The 16,354-nt window shown below is 49.8% G+C and carries 13 protein-coding genes and 1 pseudogene; all 14 read right to left on the reverse strand.

The window, feature by feature from the left end; translation table 11 throughout:
* Positions 1 to 532: 532 nt before the first annotated feature.
* The 14 genes and pseudogenes from istB to Psch_RS10435 all read right to left on the reverse strand — a co-directional run bounded on the left by istB (position 533) and on the right by Psch_RS10435 (position 16,330).
* Positions 533 to 1,285 (reverse strand): IS21-like element helper ATPase IstB, encoded by a 753-nt coding sequence (gene istB / locus Psch_RS10365; RefSeq protein WP_190240117.1) that lies wholly within the window; start codon positions 1,283 to 1,285, stop codon positions 533 to 535.
* A pseudogene (istA, locus tag Psch_RS10370) lies at positions 1,251 to 2,760 on the reverse strand (IS21 family transposase). The gene istB and the pseudogene istA overlap by 35 nt, the downstream one beginning before the upstream one ends.
* The gene (locus Psch_RS10380) at positions 2,703 to 3,350 is read right to left on the reverse strand and encodes a hypothetical protein (RefSeq protein WP_190240120.1); all 648 of its coding nucleotides are present in this window, start codon (positions 3,348 to 3,350) and stop codon (positions 2,703 to 2,705) included. Before Psch_RS10380 ends, istA begins: the two are co-directional and overlap by 58 nt.
* Before the next feature lie 370 nt (positions 3,351 to 3,720).
* On the reverse strand, positions 3,721 to 4,512 hold the full coding sequence (locus Psch_RS10385; protein ID WP_190240121.1) for an enoyl-CoA hydratase/isomerase family protein: 792 nt from the start codon (positions 4,510 to 4,512) through the stop codon (positions 3,721 to 3,723).
* A 729-nt stretch (positions 4,513 to 5,241) separates the two neighbouring features.
* The gene (locus Psch_RS10390; protein ID WP_190240122.1) at positions 5,242 to 6,705 is read right to left on the reverse strand and encodes a sensor histidine kinase; all 1,464 of its coding nucleotides are present in this window, start codon (positions 6,703 to 6,705) and stop codon (positions 5,242 to 5,244) included.
* Positions 6,702 to 7,391: a response regulator transcription factor gene (locus tag Psch_RS10395; protein ID WP_243124009.1), complete on the reverse strand. Its 690-nt coding sequence runs from the start codon at positions 7,389 to 7,391 to the stop codon at positions 6,702 to 6,704. Before Psch_RS10395 ends, Psch_RS10390 begins: the two co-directional genes overlap by 4 nt.
* A 142-nt stretch (positions 7,392 to 7,533) precedes the next feature.
* Complete coding sequence (locus Psch_RS10400; RefSeq protein ID WP_134217227.1) at positions 7,534 to 8,355, reverse strand: protein kinase domain-containing protein; 822 nt, start codon at positions 8,353 to 8,355, stop codon at positions 7,534 to 7,536.
* A 15-nt stretch (positions 8,356 to 8,370) separates the two neighbouring features.
* Positions 8,371 to 8,679: a zinc ribbon domain-containing protein gene (locus Psch_RS10405; RefSeq protein WP_134217228.1), complete on the reverse strand. Its 309-nt coding sequence runs from the start codon at positions 8,677 to 8,679 to the stop codon at positions 8,371 to 8,373.
* 575 nt (positions 8,680 to 9,254) lie between these two features.
* Positions 9,255 to 10,130, reverse strand: coding sequence for a glycine betaine ABC transporter substrate-binding protein (locus Psch_RS10410; protein WP_134217229.1), 876 nt, complete (start codon positions 10,128 to 10,130; stop codon positions 9,255 to 9,257).
* Between the two features lie 93 nt (positions 10,131 to 10,223).
* Positions 10,224 to 11,066: an ABC transporter permease gene (locus tag Psch_RS10415; protein ID WP_134217230.1), complete on the reverse strand. Its 843-nt coding sequence runs from the start codon at positions 11,064 to 11,066 to the stop codon at positions 10,224 to 10,226.
* Positions 11,050 to 12,252 carry a quaternary amine ABC transporter ATP-binding protein gene (locus Psch_RS10420; protein ID WP_134217231.1) on the reverse strand — a complete coding sequence of 401 codons (1,203 nt, stop codon included), beginning with the start codon at positions 12,250 to 12,252 and terminating at the stop codon, positions 11,050 to 11,052. Before Psch_RS10420 ends, Psch_RS10415 begins: the two co-directional genes overlap by 17 nt.
* A 191-nt stretch (positions 12,253 to 12,443) precedes the next feature.
* Positions 12,444 to 14,429, reverse strand: coding sequence for an ATP-dependent DNA helicase (locus tag Psch_RS10425; RefSeq protein ID WP_190240123.1), 1,986 nt, complete (start codon positions 14,427 to 14,429; stop codon positions 12,444 to 12,446).
* A gap of 520 nt (positions 14,430 to 14,949) precedes the next feature.
* Complete coding sequence (locus Psch_RS10430; RefSeq protein ID WP_134217234.1) at positions 14,950 to 15,366, reverse strand: GtrA family protein; 417 nt, start codon at positions 15,364 to 15,366, stop codon at positions 14,950 to 14,952.
* A complete protein-coding gene (locus Psch_RS10435) occupies positions 15,347 to 16,330 on the reverse strand; it encodes a glycosyltransferase family 2 protein (RefSeq protein WP_134217235.1) in 984 nt (327 codons plus the stop codon). The genes Psch_RS10430 and Psch_RS10435 overlap by 20 nt, the downstream gene beginning before the upstream one ends.
* Between the last annotated feature and the right edge of the window lie 24 nt (positions 16,331 to 16,354).

Below are 16,354 nucleotides of genomic sequence, written 5' to 3' on the forward strand. Positions count from 1 at the left end.
CTAACTGCCCGCATTTTGCATATTCCATCGGAATCGACCACTGATTCCGGTCTCAGTCGACCACCTATTCCGTTTTAAATCGACCAGCGATTCCGGGGAACACGACCACCTGTAAAATTTCCAGTTGAGTCCTCGGAGCAAAGCGACAAAAAAGAAGGATAAGGTATTTAACTGAACCAATATTATTCATCAATCGCACCGTGTTCAAGAAAACCGCCCGGATCATCGCTCAATGGGCTTTTTGTCTGTTTCATCATCATTGACCCGAGAGGAATACCCAGAACGACTTTCCATAGTCGTAGGGCCTGTGGAGCTTGTGTGGCTTGTGGAAAAGCTCTTTTAAGAAATGCTCAAAATGGCTTTTCCACAAATGCACAAATCCACAGGCCATTCTGGTCAGTCCGGTCCATACCAAGGAGTCAAAACAAGTCGCCCTTTAACCGGAGGAATGGCTCAAAAAATCCGGAACACTGACGCTAGCGTTCCGGAACATTGTCTCATTTTGGTCTGGATTATTAAAAAAAGATAGGTGTTATTTGGCAGCGATGCTCTGCTTGTTAGCAGCCACCTTTCTCATGGACTCACCTTTTAATGATATCCGGTATGAGTTGTGGATGATGCGGTCCATGATGGCATCATCCAAGGTGGGATCCGGCAGAGTTTCATGCCAGTTTTCAAGTGGCAACTGACTGGCGATAATCATAGAGCCTCTACCGTTGCGCTCTTCGATTACATCCAAAAGATCGTGCCCTTCAAAATCCTTGAAGGGAGCAAGACCCCAGTCATCCATGACCAGTAGATAATAATTGGATAACTGGTGAATCAAACGGCCGTAAGAACCATCACCCTTGGCGGCAGTCAACTCTGCAAGCAGAGTAGAGACGTGGTAGTATCGTGCACTAAGATTATGCCGGCAGGCGGCATTGGCTAGGGCACATGACAAGTATGTTTTTCCCGTTCCGGTGGCTCCGGTGATCAGACAATTGAGGTGTGAACCTATCCACTCGCAGGTTGACAGGCTGCGCAAAAGAGCACGGTCCAGGCCGCGGTGCTGCTGGTAATCAATATCTTCTACGCTGGCTGGTAGCCGGAGCTTGGCCTGTTTCAAAAGACGGGCAAGACGCCGGTTCCGACGTGAGATGTACTCATGGTCGACCAGCAAGCCCAGGCGTTCCTCGAAGGTATATGACTGGTTCTCGGAGCTGTTGTTTTGCTCAAGCAGAGCCTCAGCCATACCCTTGAGGCGCATTTCACGGAGTCTCTCTACAGTGTGCTGGTTTAGCATGGCTACTCCTCCTTGTCGCTGTAGTACTCGGCCCTCTGACGTTGGCGTGTTTGGAATAGGCCGGTGCCTTAACGGTACCTCCAAACGGCACCTGGTCCAGTCCCTTTTCTAAAATGGAGTTGACGCTCTTGTAGGAGCATGCTCCGGACTCAAGTGCCCTATTGCACGCAGCCTCAAACCTTTCCTGCGGGTAGCGTTTGGCCAGACGCTTGAGGCCGAGGCAGGAGCGGTAGCCCTGCTCGGGATGGACTCTCGTTTCCAAGATGCGCCGCACCAAATCGGCGGTATGGGTACCGACATTTTCGGCCCAGTCGATGAGCCCTCCGGAGTCCATTCCAGGTAGCTGCGGTGGGCCGGGGAGAAGTGCCTGGAGTCAGTGGCATACCGACCCCTGCCGTGACACAAGGGGTGGGAACAGACCCGCTCTCCCTTGAAAAACACCTCCAGTATGGTGGCTGTGATGCGGACATCCACCTGTTTTCGCACCAATTTGTAGGGCACGCTGTAGAAATTGTTCTCCATTTGAATGTGGCAATCAATATTCACTTTGGCCTTCTTCCAGTAGGCGAACTCATAATGCATAGGGGGCAGCGGCTTGAGAGCCGGCTTGTCCAGAGCCTCAAAAAGTGTTTTCCTTGAGCCTTCAAGTTTCTGAAACGGGCGTTCATTCAAGTTATCCAGGCTGAGACGCAGAGTCTGGTTAAGCTCGAACAGGCTAAAAAAAGTGCGGTTTCTCAGGGTGGCCAGCAGCCAATTTTCCAAGAACTGCACACCCTTTTCCGCCTTCGGCTTGTCCTTAGGTTTTCTAGCTCGGGCCGGCAGGATCATGGTGCCGTAATGCTCAGCCATCTCTTGATAAATAGCGTTGACGTCAGGTTCATAGTAATCCGGTTTGACTACCGCGGTCTTGGTATTATCGGGTATTATTAAGAGGGGAACCCCGCCAATGAAGGCCAAGGCTCTGCAGTGGGCAGCGATCCAGGAAGGCAGATCCTGGGTCAGACTAGCTTCAGCATAGGTATAGTTACTTGCTCCGAGAACGGCAACGAAGAGGTAGGCCGGGCGGGTTTCCCCAGTTTCTCTGTCAACTATGGGTACTGTTTGACCTGCCCAATCTACAAACATCTTCTCGCCTGCCTTTTGCACCTGGCGCATAGAAACATCTATCTGACCGCGCCATTTTTGATATAGATCGTAGAACCAACTGTATTGATAGCCATCAGGTATTCCCGTTTGTACTCCGTCCATAGAAGCTCCAGCGTTACGCCCTTTTTTCGAAGCTCCTTATGGATGTAGGCGAAATCCGGCTGATGACTCGTGATGCGACTCTGCCTGCTGGGGAAGAGCAGTTCTTCCAGGGCATCGTCATTCATGTCCTCGGGTAATGGCCAAGAAAGTTTGGCTAGTTCAGCCCTGGCTAGGTGGTCCTTGACCGTGCTGTGGGAAATGTTAAGGCTCCTGGCAATCTGCCGCATGGCCAGACCTCCATTTGGTGCGGCTCATTTAAATCATCTTTCGACCTTCCCTCAAGAGTTAATATGATTTTTTCCACTTCCTTGTTCTTGTTGATGAAAACATTGCATCCGCCTGTCAAAGCCTCCATGCCGGAAAATTCTTTGCATACGCAGTCCTGGCCGTATTCATGCAACATTTGCTTGTGAAGCATTTTTTCATGGATCATTTTTTTCATTTCCCCGGAAATCTCGTCAAAAGACAGGGAAAGCACCGTGCTTTGATCTTCTTTTTCCTCCACTTTCAGGCTGTTTAAAACATCCAGGAAAAATGTCAGCCTGGCAAGTTTCGCCTTAATCCCGAACCGCCTGATGTCGCCGCAGTCACCAATGTGGCCGTGGCCATGGCGCAAAAACATATGCTTCATAAATCCATGCCTCCCGGCGCCGTGGCAACCCAGCCCGTCAAACTCAGTGCTGCTTTCATGCTTCACTTTCTTGCCCGCGTAATCCATTTCCATGCTGACCTTGGCCTTCGTTCCGCCGTCCGCCATCTTTTTTTCAAATTCATTGTCCAGGCTGAATATGTTGACCTGATCCTTTTTGCCCGCCACTTTGAGATCCCGCTGCAAGAATCCTTGTCTTTCATGGTCATGATTACATCATACAGAAGCTTGATCTTGTTCATGAAAAATGACCTCCTTGTTATTTATGAGGTCATTGTAGAGGAAGTCTTTAAACCGGTTTTAAAGGATTTATAAAAAGTTTATAAAAGTGTATAAATGATATGTTAACCAAAACACGCTTTCCCGCCCCGAAAAGAACTGCCTTAAAAAATGTGGGTGCCAATTCATTGGTACAAAAGTTACTTGAGATACCCAAGTTCGGCGCTGACGCGCCGTGTGCTATTGAAATCGCACCTACATCGGTATTTTTATGATACGTGACGCCACCGGCGGCATAGACAACTACCCTGCTTATTCTTTAACAACCCTTAAAGGAAGGCTTTCTTTTGGCGAGAAAAGCTTCCAGTCCTTCTTGATAATCACCGGTTAAAGAAGCGTTGAGAACGCCTTGGCGCTCCACCTCCAGCTGCCGTTCCAGGAGTGTTAAAAATGCGTGATTTAAACCGGCCTTGGCAATGGCAAAAGACTGCGTCGCACCTCTTGCCAGTTGTTCCGCCATCAGGCCGGAGGCGGTCATGAGCTCTTCCTGCTCCACCACGCGATGGACCAGACCCATTCCCTGCGCTTGTTCAGCATCGTAAACCGGATCGAGAAAAACCATCTCGCTGGCCTTACCAAACCCCGCCAGCAAACCCACCCACAGGCTCCACCCCACATCAGGCGCCAAACCAAGGCTGGTATACGCCTGTTTAAACTTAGCCTGCCTGGAGGCAATGCGCAAATCACAGGAAAGAGCCAGCGACATACCGGCGCCGCCAACCGCGCCGTTTATGGCTGCCAGCACCGGTTTGGGCATTTGTCGTATATCCATAACGACTCTGTGCAAAGGCTCCAACAAGCGGCGTACCGGCTCATCAGGATTGGACCCGGCAAACTGCTCAAAATATTTGATATCGCCCCCGGAGCAAAAAGCTTTTCCGCTGCCGGTCAGCACAACAGCCCTGATCTCCCGTTCATTTCGACACATTTCCAGCGCGGCCAACATTTCGCTGGAGATGTTCGGAGCAAGAGCATTATAATTATCAGGCCGGTTTAAAGTAATTGTCGCGACGGGACCTTCCTGAGCAAAAAGAATGTCCTTAAAAGGCATTTCGCCACCCCCCTTATTTAATAATCTAATACAATATTAATTCGGGACCGAGGCAAAAACAAGAAAATTCTTACAAATAACTATCCGGGGGGGGGTGTCGCTTAGGATCTTTTTCTGTTACGTATGTACTCGATATAAAAGAGCAATTATCTTTTAGAAACTATATTTGAGGGGATTTTATTGATTTCTCTCAACATGGACAAGATATTCCTTGTCTTTTGCAGCCGTAAAATCTTTTCCTCGCTCAAATCCCGACCCCATTCTGGATTTAGGTTTCGGGCCAGCTCCCAAGCTGCATTATACCACTTCAGCAAGGAAGCTGAATCCTTTTCAAAACAAGTATTCTGATACGATTCTTCCCAGATGTTGAATGTTTCCCATTGTTTAATCCTGCTTAATAACTGTTCCTTAAGGAACATGTTGCAATCTCTCCCAGATTTCAGCTAAAATCTCCATTCTATCTAGAAAAAGCAAACCTCCAAGATTCCCAAGCATGATTTTGTCTTCAAGGGGCAGCTAAGAATTAACATTCGTCAGGGTAGATATTCTAGAGACACAGACAATATCAATATCGAATCCAGGCTTAGCGATATTCTTATGCACTTTATGAAGAATTTGAAGTGGTTCGCAGTTTTGTTATTACTGCTTTGTTTAGAAACCACATAAGGAGACCATCCAAATAAGGCTAAAGGATACGTAGTTTCTACTTATATACCCAGCAGGCAGCTGTCAGCCCTTGCGCAGCTTTTCCTCAAAAGCATCACCAGCATTAAAGGGCAAACACACGGTAAACGTAGTACCACTGCCGGGTGTGCTGCTAACCTCAACATTGCCGCCGTGGGCTTCAGCGATAGCCGCGACGATGGCCAGGCCCAGCCCGCTGCCTTTGCTGCAGCTTCTGGAGGTATCGGCGCGCCAAAAACGTTCAAATACATGGTGAAGATGCTCAGCTGCGATACTCTCGCCGGTATTGTGCACCCACAGGCACACGCTCTCATTGCGTACACCTGCGCCCAGCGTAATATCCTCTCCGGACGCTGTATGCCGCAAGGCGTTATCAACCAGGTTGTTTAATACCTGCCGCATCTTGTCCGGATCCGCCCGCAGGGGGGGCAGGGTTGGACACTGAACCGTTACACGCCGCTGCGGGGCAAACAACTTAGCCCGTTGGGCCGCATCGGACAGCATGCCGGGTACATCCAGCGCCTGGCGGTGCAGAGGCGCGCCGGCGCCCAAACGGGCCAGGGTCAATAAATCATCGACCAGGCGGCTTAAGCGATCCAGCTCCGTTCTTGCCGCCGTCAGCACACGGGACTGCTCCCGGGGCTCCGCTGCCGCTCCCCGCTTCAGCACATCCAAATAACCTGTCACAACTGTAAGATGAGAGCGCAATTCATGGGAAGCGTCTGCCGCAAACTGACGGACCTGATCGGTGGCTCTCCGCTGGGCGGCAAAAGCGCTCTCCAACTGGTCAAGCATGGAGTTAAAGGCCACAAATAATTCTGTTACCTCATCCCCGCCGGGGGGCACCGCAACGCGGCCGGTCAACCTGTTTCCGGTGACGCCCCTCGCTGTGGCGGCCAGATTGGTCAACGGACGCAGGGCATAGCGGATGACCAGATATATCAGTCCGACCGCTGCCAACAATACCGCCAGGCCGCCGGCAAAAAGCAGCAGGCGCGTCCGCGCCAGTGAGACGTCAACACTAGACATTGAAGCACGGACCTCCAAAGCGCCCTGAACCAGCCCGCTGCTGTTAATAACCGGCGACAGGTAGACCAGCTCTCTCCCTGCCGTACCGGTCCGGATTTGGCTCAGGCTTTTGCCTTTCATTACCGCCGACAGAAGTGAGGGCTGCAGAGGTATCGCGTCTTCCAATGACTGGCTGTTGTTTGCCGACGGTTGGCCGTTTTGATTATATAACCGCACTTCAAGCCCCTGGGCTTCCAGTTCCTGCATCAAATCGGCGGCAGACGAGTACAGGTCTTCACGCAGCGGGGAGCGCAGACCGGCGCAATACTCCAATAACGGTTCCGCCTGAACACGCAGCTTGGCTTCGGCTATCTCCATTAAATCGGCTTTCAACTCGGCATAGGCCAGCAGGCCGTAGACCAGCAAAAGCAAGGTTAAAACCAAAAGCAGCCCCAGTGCCAGGCGGGCACGCAGGCTGTGCAGATATTGGGGAACATTCACGTCTTCACTTCCTCCAGGACATAGCCCGCGCCCCGTACCGTACTGATCAGCTGTGGTTCACCAAGCTTGCGGCGCAGGTACCCGATATACACCTCAACGACGCTGGCGTCCCCTCCAAAGTCATAGCCCCAAACATTTTGCAAGATGGTCTCTTTTGGCAGGACCTGATGCGGATGCTGCATGAACAGGTGGAGGAGAGCAAATTCCGTAGGGGTCAAAGCCAGGCGCAGCTGTCCGCGGCGGGCCTCACGGCGGGAAGGCCACAGGCGTACATCGGAGAATTCAAGCACATCTTTGTTATAAGCTTGTCCCCGCCGGCGCAAGAGAGCCTCCAAGCGGGCCAGCAATTCTTCAAAGTGGAACGGCTTGACGAGATAATCATCTGCCCCGGACCTCAGGCCGGCAACCCGGTCAGCCACCTCGTCTTTGGCGGTAAGCATCAGGATGGCCGGGTCTGCCAGTGTGCGAAGCCTCTGGCAGATTTCCGGGCCGGAAGTATCGGGCAGCATCCAATCCAGTATTACCACATCGGGCGGCGCCACCCGGGCACGTTCAAACGCCAGGCCGCCACTGACGGCGCTATCCACGGCATACCCTTCATAGCGTAGTCCCAGGGAAAGAAAATCAATTATCCCGGGGTCATCGTCAACTATTAAGACCCTAAATTTGGGCGCTTCAATAGACACGCTGCTCCCCCCTATGCATTTCATCCAACTATCAAGTACTAACATCTATGTATTCTTCTACAGACTGTAAATTACCTGGTTAATCGTTCAGCCAAAAACAGTTTCTACAGCTGCAGCGCTATGGCATAATGCGGCCGGGTACTTACAATATTGATTCCAAACATGCCAAGGCCTCTCTGGCTGAACTGAAGCCATCTTTTTGACTTAAAAGCTTTTGCAGAAACACAATAAACTGTCCGGAGAGAGGAAGTACTTCCTGCCAGGACAGCTCAAACTGGGACTCATCCTCCACCCAGGTGGTAAAAAGATCGACAGCGGCGACGCCAACTCCAAAAAGGTCGCTGCGCGGCGAAATTTCCCTGCGCAACAGTTTATATGTCTCAGGGCCAGGTATCTTCTTTAAGGAGGGAAGTTCTTTGACTTTTTCAGGCGCCCTCTTTTCGGATCCGACGGCGGCGCTAAATTTATATTGCAACGGGTCAGGACAAAAAACAAACTGAGCCGGATCTAGAAATCTGGCATAGCCAAAATCAATCAGAAATACCTGTTTATCTTTAAGCAACAGGTTGGAGAGACGCACATCCCGGTGGATGACGGCGTTTTCCTTCTGCGCCGGACGGTGCAGCCCATTGAGGATGGAAAGAAGCTGCAAGACGATACCCTTGACCTCTGCCTCGTGAAAACGGCGGCCTATATCAAGGATGGAACTCAAAGGCAGTCCATCGATATGCTCCTGGACAATATAATGGACATCTCCTGCCGTAAAAGCCTCCACAAAACCCGGTACGCGCGGGTGAGCAATCCGTCTGAGAATTTCCGACTCCAGCTGAAAAGGTAAAATACCGGAATTTCGCTCATCCTTGATCAAAGCTTTAATGGCATAGCAGCGCCCTTTGCGCCTGGCTCTGATTACAACCCCATAGCTTCCTTTACCAAGAAAATCTTCTATCTCATAATCTCTGATCCAGGGATGTTCCCTTCAGGAAGAAAAGAGATTACCCAGAAAACCCCTGCGGTGACGACGTTTGTGTGAACTGCTGCCATAGTGATGGCCGTGTGAATATTGAGGCTGGTTGGTATTTTGCGGATAATGCTGCGGAGGCTGTGCCGGAATATTTTGGTTTGGCCTGCCTTTTAATGAAGCGCCGCAACCGGGACAGAAAACCCAGGTGGGATCAGCCTGTTTTCCGCATGAGGGACAGTGCGGATTTTTTGTTGTTGCCGTGCCACAGTGAGGACAGAATTTAGCATCTTCCTGCAGGGATTTCTGACAATTAGGGCAATTCATATAAAAACCTCCTTATTTTTGAATTCCTTAGAATAAATACTCCGCCGGCAAGGGCGCCACTTGACAGGGTTGTCCAGCCTTTTTTCCATTTTAAGTATACCCCGGCCGACTGAAAATTAGCTGAGAATAAGCTAAGAGAATGCTAAGAGATCCTCTCCCCTGATTATTACTGTAGTTTTTAACCACAAAGAAGCCCCGCGTTCAACGCGAAACCTCAAATATGATCAAGAAAGACTAATGCTAAATACCTCGATGACAATCTCTAAGCCGGTCACCTGCTCATGAGTTATATTTTTTACTTACTTTTAGCGATGTTCTCAACCTTCTCGTTAAGGTAAACCCATCTTTCCATCTTCTCATTAAAGTCGTTTTTCCAGATCTTCCTTGTCAATTAATAATTGCTGCAGCAGAACATAGTCGGAAAAGGATTCATTAATTTTAGTCATTAAATTTTTAAGCTTGTCTTCATGCTCAGCAACATCTATTTCCGCATATTCTTTTTACTCATAAAAGGCATACCACCAATTAGGCCGGGCCCTTCAAAAAGGCCCGGCCTAATTACCAAATTATTTTAATTATTTTCCAGTCCACTCTTTTACTTTGTCCTGGTTTGCTTCGACCCACTTGGCAGCAGCCTCTTCAGGCTTCATACCGTTTTCAATGTCCAGCATCACGGCTCCCATGTCGGATGCCTCCCAATGAAATTTGTCCAGCACTGCATACACTTCAGGTTTATCCTTTTGCAAGCCCTTGCGCACAATAGTGTTGATATATTCTTCCCCACCGTAAATATTCTTGGGATCCTCCAAATATTTCAGATCCCACTTGGCAAACTTCCAATGGGGCGTCCAGCCGGTAACTACAATCCAATCCTTATTATCCTCAGCCTTTTTCAGTGCGGCTACCATGCCGGCACTGCTGCTGCTTTGTAATTCATAGTTCAGGTCATAATCCTTAATCGCCGTTTCCGTAGCTATCATAATACCGGCACCCGGCTCAATACCGGTTATTTTACCTGCAAATTTGTCCTTTACACTATTTAATTCCTCAATAGAATTAATCGTCACATATGCCGGTACCACCAGCCCAATCTTGGCCCCCTCTAAATTGGGCCCCAGGTCTTCGATCTTGTCTTTTACGTTTGCATAATAATCCTTGTGAGTAGACGGCAACCATGCTGCAACGATGCCGTCAAAATTGCCTTCCCCCACGCCAAGCCACATGGCAGCAGCATCAACTGCAGTAATTTTTACTTCATAGCCCAAATCTTCCAATACTTTTTTCACGACATTGGTGCTTGCGATCTCAGAATCCCACTGAACGTAGCCAAGTTCTACCTGACCCTTTGCGCCTTGGTCTTGCTGTGACGCCTTCTGCCCGCAACCGGTTACTATCCCGGCCAACAACACTGCTACAGCCAGCAAAACAATCAACTTCAATGCCCTCTTCATTTTTAAAATCCTCCCCTTCGTTTAAATTTATTTATATAAGCACCTAAACACCACAGCCTGCAAAAAAAACATTAATGGCTGGGGTGCTGGGAACTACGATTTTATCTTCCTCTTTTCGCCATAACTTTGGGTAATCCGGTCAAGGATCATGGCCATGATCACAATGGCCAACCCCCCTTCAAAGCCTTTAGCGATATCAAGCCGTGAGATACCGGCCAGCACTTCAGAGCCCAGGCCGCCGGCTCCAATCATAGCGGCAATAACCACCATGGAAAGGGAAAGCATGATGCATTGGTTGATACCTGCCATAATAGTGGGTAATGCCAGAGGTATCTGTACCTTGATAAGCTTTTGCCATTCCGTGGAACCAAAGGCTGTTGCAGCCTCAACCAATTCCAACGGCACTTGCCTGATACCCAGTCCGGTAAGCCGAATACAAGGCGGCATGGCGAACACCACCGTAGCAATCAGACCGGGCACCTGGCCCAAACCGAAGAAAAGTACCGCCGGGATTAGATACACAAAAGACGGCATAGTCTGCATTAAATCCAGTATAGGCATCGTTATTCTGTGCGCCAAATTGCTGCGGGTGGTCAGGATGCCTAATGGTACACCCATTATCAGGGCCAGAACGGTAGCTACAAGGACCAGAGCCAGTGTTTCTACTGAAGGTCTCCATAATTCCATATTATAGATCAAGTAAAGGCCAACCGCAGTACCCAAAGCTGTCTTCCAGTTGGATATAAACCAAACCAGTGCAAAAACCAGGATCACAACCAATATCGGGTGTACGCTTAATATGGCATGTTCAATAACGGTAACAATTTTTTCGATCACCAGCGTTACTAAATCAAAAACCACACCCAAATTATCCTGCGCCCATTGTACGAGTATCTCTACCCACAAACCGATCGGGATTTTAGGTAACACTACCATTCATCCCTCCTTTCCTGACCATTCCTGCCAGCACCGAGCCCTTAACCAAAATCCCCATTAGTTTATTGTCTTCACGGGTTACTGCCACGGGGAACCTGGAATCGGCGATGATCGGAATAATCTCAATAATCGGCGTATCCATATTCACTTTCGGGATATCTTTATAAATAATGTCCATGAAATTTTCTTTTTGTTCTTTTACTAACTGTACCAAGTCTTCGACAAGAACAATCCCGATAAGCTTTCGGTCTCTGGACACTACAAAAATACTGGATATGCCATGCTCTTTCATAAGTCGTAAAGCAACACGTGGACCGTCCTTCAAAGATACGACAGGAACCGGGGCTTTCATGACACCCTCAGCCGTCAGCACCTTGGATCGATCCACGTCTGCGACAAACTTTTCTACATAATCATTGGCCGGATTGGTAAGAATTTCTTCAGCTGTCCCAGTTTGTACTATCGCTCCGTCATTCATTAGAGCAATGCGGTCACCGATTCTCAGTGCTTCATCAAGGTCGTGGGTAACAAAGATAATCGTCTTGTTCAGGGAGTTTTGCAATGATAGCAGCTCTTCTTGCATCTCTTTGCGGATGAGCGGGTCCAGGGCGCTGAAGGCCTCGTCCATGAGGAGAATATCCGGGTCGTTGACAAGCGCCCTGGCCAGTCCTACCCGCTGCTGCATACCTCCACTGAGCTGCGTAGGCATACTGTCTTCCCAGCCTTTCAAGCCCACCACCTCCAGCATTTGCGCTGCCTTTTCCCGGCGCTTTTCCAGGGAAACTCCCTGGATTTCAAGACCGTAAGCCACGTTATTCAATACTGTGCGATGGGGAAATAAGCCGAAACGCTGGAATACCATGCTTATTTTCTTCCTGCGTATTTCTCGCAGCACTTCCGGTTTAGCTTTGGTTAAGTCCTGACCGTCTATGTCAATGGTCCCACTGGTAGGTTCAATGAGGCGATTTAGACACCTCAACAAAGTTGATTTCCCACTGCCCGACAGTCCCATGAGGACGAAGACCTCACCTTTATTCACATGGAAGTTTATATCGAAAACTCCGACTGTCTGACGGGTCTTTCCCATAATCTCACTTTTACTGCAACCCTCCTGGAGCATTTTAAGTGCCTCTTCTGGATGGTCGCCAAATATTTTCACCAGGTCTTTGACTATGATTTGACTCATTCTAGACCTTCTTTCATTATTATTCTTTTGCTGTCCTCCTCCAGCAACTTACTTGTTCATCTTAAGTTGGCAGCTAGTTATATTATATATATATATTTCTTGGCTTGTCCAGGATAAGAAGTTGAGTAATTAAAAAAACCCTGTCAAGGGATTAGTCACCAAGCAGAGTTCATTTTTGGTTATATGCTGGTTCATTTTTTAAGAAAGCCGCAAAGATCGCTCAGTCTGCCAACCACTCCGGCTCCCGCCGGCAGCGCTTCCCGTACGACCTGTTCCCAAGGCGTCCCCTGTACCGGCTCCAGAACGGCGATCACACCCCGGTCATCCGATTTCCGGATCAGCCTGCCGCAACCCTGCTTCAATCTCAGGCCCATTTCCGGATAGTCCACCGCAGTCAGCGGATTGAGCCCTTTTTCTATCGCCTCGTGACGCCTTGCTTCGATCAACGGGTCCCTTGGCGGAAAAGGCAGTCGCCAGACCACAAGGAGAGACAGTGCGGCGCCAGGCACGTCAATTCCCTCCCAGAACCCTGAGCCGACGAGCACCGATGAGACTTCCTCGCGAAACCTGCGGACCAGATATCCCCGTTCGGCGCGATCCTCCCATAGCAACTCAAAGGGTAGCTGGTACTCCTTGAGGCCCTTGCGAAGCTTTCGCACATCGGATGGAGCGCTGGTAAGCACCAATGCCCGCCCTCCAGAAAGCTTGAGCAGTGAAACCAGCCGTTTCAAGGCCAGGGGAAACCAGGTTGCTTCGTCACCTGGAGGCAAGCGCCGGGGCAGATAAATCAAAACTTGCTTCTCAAAATCGAAGGAACTATCTACAGACGAGCCCGACGGCTCCTCTAAACCAAGAGTGCGCGCGAAGTAACTGAAATCGCCTCCGGCGCTTAAGGTTGCGGAGGAAAACACTACAGGAATTTTTTTTGCAAAGAGGCGTGTCCTTAACAGCCTGCTTAAGTCCCTGGGCACAACCCAGAAGCTCCTGTCCACCCGGTCAACCCAGACGATGGCCTCTTGACCCCTATTACGGTAAAATCTGGCAAGCGCCGCCGTCGTCCGCTCAATTCTGGCTTCAAACGCCTGCAGCTGAGCGGTGGATAGTGACTCGAGGTGCAGCTCCTGTTCGTACTGCAACTCTACGTATAAGACATCCAGAGCCCGCCGCAAGGCGCCGGCCGCTTCAAGCAACTCATCGCCTACCTGGACGGCAAGCCTGTCCGTTCCCTCATCCTGGCTCGCCGCCTCGTAAAGCGTCTTGAAGAACTTGGCGGTGGCGCTTCTCATGGCAAAAGTAATGGAAACCAGGGAGGTCCTGGCTCCCTGGATTTGCTCGAGCAGGGAAAGCATGCTGTCGATGTCCTCCTTGACCACCTGCTGGCCGGCCCTCATCGCTGCCGGAAGCATCACTTTGTGCCCTTCGTCAAGAATTACCGCTGCATAGTCTGGCAGGAGAGGCAGCTTACCGTCAGCGATTCGTTCGTCACGCGTCCACAGATCTTCAAAAAATATGCCGTGGTCACAGACGATCAGATCCCGGGCCGGCCGGTAATGCTCTCTTGCCTTGACAAGCTTGCAAAAGCCCCGTGAAGAACATACCTCGCAAGACTCGGTCTCGTCCCAGGCGATTTGCGCCCACACCCGGTCGGATACTTGCGGCATCTCGGAGCGTTCACCCCGCTTGGTCACCTCGGCCCAGCGCACAACTTCTTCAAGCGCTCTGCCTGGTTGTCCCAGGGGCTGGTTTACAAGCCGGTTAACTCTTTCATCACAGATATACTGGCGCGGATCCTTTGCCATGCGGACATCAAGGTCCAAGTTGAGCAGGCGCGACAGCGTTTCGATATCTCCTCCGGACCCGACAAGCTGTTCCTGGAGCGCCGTTGAAGCGCATGCAATCACCACAGGCTTGCCGGTAAAGCGGGCGTAGGATATGGCCGTCAGCAAGTAGGCAAAAGTCTTGCCGGTACCGAGTCCGGCCTCCGCGAAGTGTACCTTCCGCCTGCACACAGCGTCGGCAAGCTGAAAAGCCGTGAAGATTTGTTCCTCACGGATTTCATAGCCATGGTCCGGCAGGACATCGTAGAACACATGTCCGATCCACCCGGCAAGCCTGGCCGGAAATTCATCTTTGCTGTGGTACTCAAAAGGCGCTTTGGGTCTGAAAATAGCGCACAAAGAAAAGCCCGCCTTCCAACGTTTTAAGGCTATGATGCCGAACGATATTACTTCGCTGCAACGGTCAATTATCCCTCTACTGTGAAATCAAATATAAGTTCCCGTACAGTGTGTCATACGCTGATCAGCAGTTGCTGTCTTTCCCACTGCTTGCTTTCTACTACCATTTTTTCCTTTTTTGGCTTCATTCAACCGGTTCCAGTTGATACAAATAATCAGGCCAAGATACAAAAATGATTAAAGGAGCTATCGCTGCTAAAGCGATAACCCCTCCTTCATCTCACATCTCTATGTTGTTTGCTGTTGCGTTACAGGTATATTTTTCTTTGTTATAGCAATATCGTATAAAACTTTAACAAGGTAACCGAACAACAGCATATTCAGAAGTGAAGTGATTACCAGCGCGGGACTATAAGGCGCTGCATGGACTCCTTTACTCGTCCAATAGAGAATATAATGGGTATTCATATAAACGGTAGCGCTGAACCCGGCAGATAACAGGAGCAGCCTCTTATCCTTTTCAAGAAATTTCACCACTTGCTTTCCGGTTTTCTGAAAATACCCAAAGCCGGTTTCCTATATAATTGACAACCAGGCCGCCCCCTGTTGCTATAAACTTGCTAAGCCAAAGACTCAACTGATTTTCATCATGCAAAACGGCCAGCAGGCCGAGTGACACCAGCAAGGACAGCCCGTTCACGATGATAAAACTCCCGGCCTCCAAGGCGTTAGCTTTCCTTACAACCCGGAAGGTCCACCTTCGATTGAGAAAATAACTATTCACAATACCGGCCACATAAGCCAGCGCCTGGGCCAGTAGATATGGAATCCCGCCTAAAGTCAGAAGAAAAAAGGCGGTAAAATCTATAGCCGTATTTCCTAACCCTACCGTGCAAAAACGCAAGAACCGGGCAGCTCTATGCTTGTTTGCGAACACGCCAGGTCACTCCCTTAAGCTTTGAACTATCAGCTTTTTCCTGATTCCGAAGAATATACAGCGGGCGGTTTTTGGTTTCATCATAGATTCTGCCGACATACTCCCCGAGGATCCCCAAAATGATCAGGATTACACCGTTGAGCAACAGCAGGCAGGCTATTAACGATGACCATCCGGCGACCGTGTTGTTCGTAAATAATCTTTGGCCCAAAGAGATCATCAGGTAGATAAAACTTGCCAGCGAAATTATAAAACCTAGATATGTGGCCAACTTCAACGGTTTATAAGAAAAAGAAGTGATCCCGTCCATCGAGAAGCGAAGCATTTTCTTCAGCGGGTATTTGGTCTCTCCGGCAAATCGTTCTTCCCGGACATACTCAACGGCTGCAGAACGAAAACCCACCCAACTGACCAGCCCGCGCACAAATCGATTTTTCTCCCGAATGCTGCGCATGGCGTCGCACACTTTCCGGTCAATCAGGCGAAAGTCGCCGGTATCAAGCGGAATATCCACTTCTGTCAGCACGCGCAGAGTACGATAGAACAAAGCCGCGGTCCATTTTTTGAACAGTGTCTCCCCTTTACGTTTTGAACGTTGCGCGTAGACGATATCATAGCCTTCCCGCCATTTGTCAATCATTTGCGGGATTAGCTCGGGCGGATCCTGCAAATCGGCGTCGATAATCACAATGGCGTCCCCGCAGGCATAATCCATGCCAGCGGTGATCGCTATTTGATGCCCGAAATTACGAGAGAAATCTAAGAGCTTAACACAATTGTCCGATTCAGCCAGGCCTTCTATAATTTCTGCCGTCCGGTCCCGGCTGCCGTCGTTGACAAACAGCAATTCATACGGCTCGCCGATTACCTGCATGACTCGTGTCAGCCTGCGGTAGGTTTCATGTACAACGGCCTCTTCGTTAAAGACCGGTATGATTATGGAATAGCAAACGTTTCTTGTCATCAATCTCATCCTCGTTAAATATTT

The sequence above is a fragment of the Pelotomaculum schinkii genome (assembly GCF_004369205.1).
Lineage (GTDB): Bacteria > Bacillota > Desulfotomaculia > Desulfotomaculales > Pelotomaculaceae > Pelotomaculum_C > Pelotomaculum_C schinkii.

Bases quoted from the DNA above. Each gene is read 5' to 3' on its own strand.
- istB (WP_190240117.1), bottom strand. From the start codon at position 1,285: ATGCTAAACCAGCACACTGTAGAGAGACTCCGTGAAATGCGCCTCAAG.
- Psch_RS10385 (WP_190240121.1), bottom strand. From the start codon at position 4,512: ATGCCTTTTAAGGACATTCTTTTTGCTCAGGAAGGTCCCGTCGCGACA.
- Psch_RS10405 (WP_134217228.1), bottom strand. From the start codon at position 8,679: ATGAATTGCCCTAATTGTCAGAAATCCCTGCAGGAAGATGCTAAATTC.
- Psch_RS10410 (WP_134217229.1), bottom strand. From the start codon at position 10,130: ATGAAGAGGGCATTGAAGTTGATTGTTTTGCTGGCTGTAGCAGTGTTG.
- Psch_RS10415 (WP_134217230.1), bottom strand. From the start codon at position 11,066: ATGGTAGTGTTACCTAAAATCCCGATCGGTTTGTGGGTAGAGATACTC.
- Psch_RS10420 (WP_134217231.1), bottom strand. From the start codon at position 12,252: ATGAGTCAAATCATAGTCAAAGACCTGGTGAAAATATTTGGCGACCAT.
- Psch_RS10435 (WP_134217235.1), bottom strand. From the start codon at position 16,330: ATGACAAGAAACGTTTGCTATTCCATAATCATACCGGTCTTTAACGAA.